Genomic DNA, 7,322 nt, shown 5'->3' with positions numbered 1-7,322 from the left:
GTGGCAGGTGGGAATCTCAAGCCTGCCTGGGCCGCATAGCATAGGGCGGACTCGCGTCAATCGCAGACAGTCGCGAACGACAATACCCTATGACCATCTCCAGAGGGTTTCTGGACAAGCTCAGTGTCCCTGTTTTCCCCTGCAAAGCAAGACGGAGCCCGCGCCGTCGATGATCACGACCCGCGCCACATGCCTGGTCGGAAGCGTCATCTTTCAACGCCACAGTCGGGCGTGCTGCATGACGGGCTCAGGTCCCTCATCCAGACATTCTCCTCTGCCCGGCGCATCCGCTGCAGCTTGCCGGCTTTGCGCAACGCACCAGTCTGCCGGGCGGTCGCGGCGATGGTGTGCTGGAGGGATTCTCGCTCGTGCGGGGCTTTGGCCTTGGGTAACTACTCCTGCAGAGCCTGCCCTTCGAGTTCCTCAGGGCAAGCTCTGAGCCTGCCGAAGGGTCGAGCATCCGTTCTACCAGTCCGACCATCTTGTAGTACCGCACGTTGACAACGTTCCGTGATAGGTGACTGCCCCCGATTCCCCGCTGATTCTCCGCTAGCGGTGAGCCCTCAGCCATCACCCCGCCGTGTCAATCATGACCTATTGTGACCCCGGGATTATCCATGTCCCCAGAATCCTCCCCCGATTTCTGCTCCACAGATTCTCAGCGGCAGCACCGAAAGCCTATGTAGTCGCCTCGTGCCGGTCGCCACGAACGGGAGGAGCAACGTAGAGCCGCATCAGGTAGGTCAGCGGATCCGCCGCGCTGGACACTCCTGGCTTGGACGATCATCTCACGGTTTATCGTGTAATCGTGTACTACCTTGCACCACTCTCGGACATTGCCGGCCATATCCAAGGCCCCACACGGCGAGGCGCCGGCAGGGAATGAACCAACGGGCGCGGTGTATGCGTAGCCGTCGGCTTTGGACGACGAGTTACATCGTGCGTTGTTCGGGTCCCATTCGCCCCAGGGGTAGGTTCTCTGGTCGATCCCTCGTGCCGCCTTCTCCCATTCAGCCTCGGTCGGGAGACGCTTACCCGCCCACTCGCAGTAGGCCTGCGCGTCGTCAAAGGAGACGTTCACGACCGGGTAGTCGGGCCGGTTCCTGAAGTAACTCGACATGCCCGGGAAGCCCGGGTCGCTCGGATAGACGCGGTTGGTGGCATCGCAGAAGTGTTTGTATTGCCGATTGGTTACTTCGCACCTGTCGATCCAGAACTCAGCAATGTTGACTTCGCGCGTCGGCTTCTCGTCACTTTCGCCACGGTCTGAGCCCATGGTGAAGTTGCCCCCAAGGACTCTGACCATCACCGAACCATCCCTTTGCCATTTCTGCTCGTTGCTCGCAGGAAGTGCACCAGCTCCGGCGTCCGGTGGGCTGAGATCCATCGGTGGCATGGTGTCATTCCCTTCCTGTGTCGGGTGCGTCGCGTCGGGCGAGCCGCGCCTTGGTGGTTCCGGCTCGACAACCGCCCGTTGTGAATTGGGAATCGCCGGTCCGCAGCAACGGAACCCGAGGCCCTCGGTGCGGCAGGACGCTTGATTGGAGCTGCGGCGCACACACAGGACGTCCCCGGCGCGACTCCACGACGAACTGCGTATGACCCGGGACGATCCGCTCCGCGGCCCGGTCGGGTTCTTTGTGGAGCCGCCGAAGTAATCGTCGCTGTAGTAGTCGCTGCACCACTCGTAGACATTGCCCGCCATGTCCATGCAGCCGTATGGTGACGCCCCCAACGCGAACGAACCTACCGGCGCGGTGTTTGAGTATCCGTCGTCATAGCCGTTGATTCTCGGCCAGCCCGGGTGCCAGCGTCCGAGCGCGTCGTCGGCGAAGTTGCCGTGCCGACTCGACCCCGGTCTACGGCTGCCCCACGGGTACTTCCGCGCATCCGTTCCGCGTGCAGCCTTCTCCCACTCAGCTTCGGTGGGTAGGCGCTTGCCAGCCCAGCTACAATAGGCATCCGCGTCTTCCCACGAGACGTTCACTACCGGATAGTCGGGTCGGCTCTTGAAGTAATCCGGCACATCAAAGTCGTCGGGGTCACGTGGGTACTTGCGTTCCGTGGCGTCACAGAACCGCTTGTACTGCCGGTTGGTCACTTCGCACTTGTCGATCCAGAACTCGTCCAGATAGACTTCGTGTGCTGGTTTCTCGCAGGGTTGGTCACCGTCAGAACCCATTGTGAAGACCCCTGCCGGGACCTTCACCATCACCGAACTGTCTCTGAGCCAGAGACACTCCTCGTATCCCTGCGCATTCTTGCCGAGCGGCCGCCAAATGCCTTCTGTCGATTCGTCTTCGGCAGCAAACGTCGACAGAGGCGTCAGCGTCACGACAATTGCCGCTACGCCGCCAACCAGCCGCACGAACTCGTCTACTACTCCCGCTTTCCTGTTCATCCACGCAGTCCTTCCTCAACGTCCATGACCTCTTCTTGCGTCAATCTCTGAAGCCCGTACGCCAGTGCATCTGTGTGCCCATTGGTGGTGTCGATCGTGCGTCGGAGGTACTCCTGAGCGGGCGTCACCTTGACCTTGAACAACGGGTTTGTCATCATACTACGGAGTTCGACTTGAGGTGTGCCGATATCTGACCGGCGTTGTGACGAAACGATACCATCGTATTGTCTAGGTGATGCTCCATGCAGAAACCCTCGACCTGCAGCCAAGTAAGCAGTCCGAAACTCCGCAGGAAATCCTTCCAGAGACACAATCCGAGATCGACTCCGACACATTCGTTCTCAACTAGGAGCATCCGGGCCGACGCAGCGAACTCTGCGGCGTCTTCCGGGTCGAGTTTCCCAAGCGGCACGACGGCCACGAGGAGTACGTCTGAGAGATGGACGGCCATCTTGCGGGCCGCTCGCAGCACGACCGGATTCCTGCCCAACTTGCGCACTGTGCTGTTCCTGTATTCCTTGCCGTTTTCCACTTCGATGCCTTTCGCCACGACTTGGTCGAAGCCGCGATCCACAAGTGCGCTGGCGAGAACAAGCTTGCGGTAGAGCTGGGAAAACAGGTCAGCGCCAAGCCTACCGTTGCGGCCGACGTCGTTTCTAAAGAAGTCGAACTCGCGCCTGAAGTACCGAGATGGAACCTGAGAAGTTGCGACCTTGGCTTCCACAAACGCTGTCTGGCCGTGGCCGTCACGGTCAAGCAAGATGACGCAGTCGGAGTCGCCAAAGTCAGATAATGACTGCTCAACGATGACTTCCGCGTTGCGCACTGGCTCCATTTGTGATATCTGCTTTCTGCAGGGGAACCAGACTTCGCCAAGCAGTTCGCCGAGCAGTTGGAGACCGTCCCTACGGTAAGTCAGCTCGTGAAGCAGAGAATTGAGCATGCCCCGTTCAGAATAGCCAGTGAGAGCAATTCCACTGAAGAGCCCTTTCGAGTCCCTCATGCCAGCTGGTCCACAATCCGAATCTCGTCTTCGTTCAGTCCGTACAGTTCGTACACCAGCGCCTCGATCTGGTTGTCGGTAGCCTGTATCGTGCGCTTGAGGGATTCTTGCCCGTGCGGGGTCTTGGCCTTGGTCAACTGCTTGTGCAGGTCGAGCATCCGCTCCACCATTTCGACCATCTTGTCGTCAGCGGCGGCCACGAGCGACACGGCGGGGGCTCCGCTTGCTGTTGCGCGGCTGGCGCTTCGGCCGGGCGCGGCGTTGTCGAGACGGTGCGTCTCTCACGACCGCTTCCTCAAACAGATTCCGTGGAGCGCGTCTGCCTTCGTCCGGATTCGGCAGGAGGTCCAGCAGATGGTCGGCGGGCACGTTGGCGAGTTCGCTGGGTTCGAGCTTGTGCAGGCCTCCACCGTAGACTCGCCCTTCGTCCAGTAACGCGCCGTCGCCACAGCGGTTTAGAGCTTGCCAAACCTGCCGTTTGAGTTCGGGGTTCGATTCCAGCGCGCGTGCGACATGCGGCTTGGGGTAGAGCAGCAGATACACATTGGCAGCAGTCGCCTGTGAGTGGTTGAGTATGAACCGGAAGGGGCGGGTCTTGGCGCGCACGATGTACGTGCACAGGTAAGGAGCGACCGGACGATGCTCTTGGGAATACCAAGGCGTGCGCCTGGCGCATAAGTAGCGCCCAGCTACGTCGGAACGGATGCTTTCCAGGTAACGCCAGAGCGACGGGTATTCGTCCCGCACCTGACGTTCAGGTAGTTTACAGTCGAGAAGTACCAGCCGTGGCTCCAAGCGCGGCGAGCCATCGGCTTCTGCGAGTACCTCATCCGACTTCAGGTATCGCGGACCGGGCAGGATTGGACGCAAGCTGGTCAGAGGCAACTCACGTTCCTCGGCCTGTTGACGGGTCATGATGAAGGAACCGTTCGCTCCGGTAGCTATCCCCCTACGAATGATGTAGAAATCCCCGAGTCTGACTTTCGCGTGGTCCGGGCGCGTTGTTTTCGCGGGGAACCTCGTCCACTTGTGCTCGCGTCGCAGTTCGTCGGTCGCTATGAGCCGCTCACAGCCGGGCGACTCTATCGAACCACCATATGAGAAGGCAATCGCGTGGTTCGACGACGGCCTGACATTGCGGAACCAGACGACGCACGAGGAGACTAGCGCATCTTCGAACTGCACCTCGGATGGGTCGAACCGATGGATTCTGAGTGTCTCTACATGGTCGAGCAGGTAGCGCTTGACCGCTTGGCCATAGCCGACGTCCATGAACTCACTGGGCACCAGCCATGCGGCGACGCCATCTTCCGCCATCCAACCGTGCGACAGGAGCAGGAAACAGCAGTACAGACCGGCGAGGCCCGAGACGTCTATGCCGAGGTGCTGTTTGACCAACAACTGGAGACGTTCTTTGGTCTCTCTATCCAAGTGATGGTGCCTGACGTATGGTGGGTTGCAGACGACCAGGTTAGGCATTGAGCTGGGGTCCGAAGGAGGCACGGCTCTGGTGAAGTCAGCGACGTGCAGATCCAATCCGGTCGGACTCCATAGGCTTTCGGCCACGTCCCCGAAAGCCGGGTCCACCTCATAGCCCGCCGCGCTCTGCAGGCGCGCGCGGGGAACAAGGTCAAGAAGAGCGGAGTAGAAAGAGCCGGTGCCGAACGCAGGGTCGAGAAATCGCACACGGGATGAGCGGAGCAGCTTGAGGGAAGCCTCCACGATGCTGGTCGCGAGCCGGGGCGGCGTGGCAAACTGACCCAGACGGTTTCGCTCAGCCTGCGTGCGCTGTTCATCAAGCGAGCGCTGCAGGACGATGCGTTTGCCTTCGAGTTCCCTCGTCTTCGTCACTGCCTATAGACCCATCCGTCCGAAATCATCGATGCGATGCTCCCAGACCCAGTCGATGCCTTCTGATGCTTCATACCCAAGGTAACCTGAGTCGAAGTAGCCGCCCAGGAAGAGCACGTACCTCACTTTTCGCCCGTACGTGTCGCGCAATTGCTTCATCTTCGTAGCTTCCTCTTTCCGGCGCTTGTTCACGTTTGTGTAGTCGCCCGCGGACTTGGCTTCTACGAGCAGAGGACGCCGCGGACCAACGGGGCTGTTCGGCATGATGACTATGTCTACCGGCACATTCACCTGACGTTTGTTCTGCAGCACGCGGACGTTCAGCCGAAAGCAGAATGTTCCCGGCTGCATCCTCCGGTAGTCCGCGACCTCCGCTGGTTCGACTTGCCTGTAGCCTCGCGCGACAAGCCAGTCTTTGACCTTGTCAAGCTGACGCTGCTCCTGCGCGTTGCGGATTATCGGGTTGGCCTGAGCGCCGCACAGCCGGTCCGCGATCACGGTCGATGCGCGCTGCGCCTCGTCTTCGGTCGGTTCTCGTTGCCCGTCGATCCATACGAGGATGTCTCCATCCTGGAGCTTCTGGATGATGTTTCCGATACGGGAGAGGCCTTCAGCTACTCTCGGAGGCGGCATCTTTGGAGGAACCCGGAGAGAATCCTCCATGGACTTCACCAAGCTACCTTCAACTCCGGCAAGGCCGATGAGCCGGTCGACTGCGATAGGCGGACAGGTCGCCATTCGAAGGACGCACAGTACCTCGGGGTGTGCCTGTAACGTATCAGCATCGAGCTTCATGAGTCCACGTGTTTTCTCCATGGCCTTCCTGACAGTCTCGGTGGTCTTGATCCGAGTGTCGCGATATGCCTTGGGTGCAAAACGCATGAACCAGTCATTGTACATGTCAACGGACTGGACGATATCGTTCTTCCATCGGGAGGGCTTGTTGCTGTTTACTGGCATTGGTTGTTACCTCATCGTGAGAGTATACAGTGGAAATCGCGGAGCTGCTCTTCCGCGCAGTCAGGGGACAGAAAGACCTCGGGGTCGGTGGGGCTTGGGACACGATCCGAAATGTCGGACATTTCGGTCATGTCCCGTCGCCCTGCGCGGAAGTGGAAGAGGCCGGAGTTGTAGCGGTCGTCGGCGTCGCGGAAGTGTTTGACGAGGCGCGGGTAGACTCGCTCTCCGTTCATGAGCGATTGGAGGAAGGCGTAGTGTTCGATGCCACGGTCTTCGCAGATGCGGAGGAATATCAGCCTATCTATGGTGCGCTGGACCGCGAAGTTGAGCTGGCGGGTCGAGAGGCGTGGGTTGCGGAGGGCGATGCTCCTGGCGAGTGAGTCGCGCCACTTCTCGATCTCGGCGAGGAAGGCGTCATCAACCGCGGCCGTACCTTTCTTCGTCTTGGTCGATTCGACGTAGCGGTCGAGCGAGCCTTTCTGGATGGCGTCGGGCGAGAAGAGGCCCGCGAGGTCATCCCAGCGTTCGAGGTAGTCGGTGTAGCCGAGGAGCATGGTGCGGGCGGTCGCGGGTTTGTCGGTCTGGAACGGACGGATGCGGCAGTCGTAGACCGCGAATTCTTCGAAGTCGGTGAGGAGCGAGACCGGGAGCTTGGAGGTCCAGGCGTAGCGGCGGAGCTGGAACGCGGGGCTTGCGTCGTCGGCGATGCGCACGGCCGGCTTTTTGGCCTCGGCGAAGAAGACGCGGCGGCCGCCGATGCGGAAGGTGTAGTCCGGGGCCTTGGTCGCGCCGAGGAAAGTGCGAACGCCAAACTCCAAACGCCAAACCACAATCGCAGGTCGGAGTTGTTCTTCCATGTACTCAAGGGACAGGAAGACCTTGCGGTCGCGGGAGAACCGCTGCACAAGGTCAGCCGCCAATGCGGCAGGAGAAGCTCCCATGGACGTCTAGAATATGCCTGACTTGCGCCGAGTCAAGGGATGGACGGCGAGCTCGGGGCGGCATTCAGTTGTGTGCTATGTTGTCTGCAAAATGGCCGGTCGAAACGGCGGAAGACGGCAGGCGATCAACTGGCCATGGGGTCTCGTAGAATGTAGGGATGAATCA

General features: G+C 60.2%; 5 protein-coding genes and 1 pseudogene. All 6 read right to left on the bottom strand.

Translation table 11 applies throughout. The features are described from left to right. Window positions 1-658: 658 nt before the first annotated feature. The 6 genes and pseudogenes from FJY68_12730 to FJY68_12705 all read right to left on the bottom strand — a co-directional run bounded on the left by FJY68_12730 (window position 659) and on the right by FJY68_12705 (window position 7,156). Entirely contained in the window at window positions 659-2,401 is a 1,743-nt protein-coding gene (locus tag FJY68_12730; GenBank protein MBM3332689.1) for a formylglycine-generating enzyme family protein, read from the bottom strand. Between the two features lie 154 nt (window positions 2,402-2,555). After that, entirely contained in the window at window positions 2,556-3,344 is a 789-nt protein-coding gene (locus tag FJY68_12725; protein ID MBM3332688.1) for a hypothetical protein, read from the bottom strand. A 56-nt stretch (window positions 3,345-3,400) separates the two neighbouring features. Then, a complete protein-coding gene (locus FJY68_12720) occupies window positions 3,401-3,583 on the bottom strand; it encodes a hypothetical protein (GenBank protein MBM3332687.1) in 183 nt (60 codons plus the stop codon). Between the two features lie 160 nt (window positions 3,584-3,743). Next, window positions 3,744-5,255, bottom strand: a pseudogene (locus FJY68_12715) (SAM-dependent DNA methyltransferase). A 3-nt stretch (window positions 5,256-5,258) separates the two neighbouring features. After that, window positions 5,259-6,215, bottom strand: coding sequence for a XamI family restriction endonuclease (locus tag FJY68_12710; protein ID MBM3332686.1), 957 nt, complete (start codon window positions 6,213-6,215; stop codon window positions 5,259-5,261). An 11-nt stretch (window positions 6,216-6,226) separates the two neighbouring features. Then, window positions 6,227-7,156 (bottom strand): hypothetical protein, encoded by a 930-nt coding sequence (locus FJY68_12705; GenBank protein ID MBM3332685.1) that lies wholly within the window; start codon window positions 7,154-7,156, stop codon window positions 6,227-6,229. Window positions 7,157-7,322 lie beyond the last annotated feature (166 nt).

Source organism: candidate division WOR-3 bacterium, from assembly GCA_016867815.1.
Classification (GTDB): Bacteria; Hydrothermota; Tepidihabitantia; order Tepidihabitantales; family Tepidihabitantaceae; genus UBA2258.
This window is presented reverse-complemented; position numbering and strand designations above follow the sequence as displayed.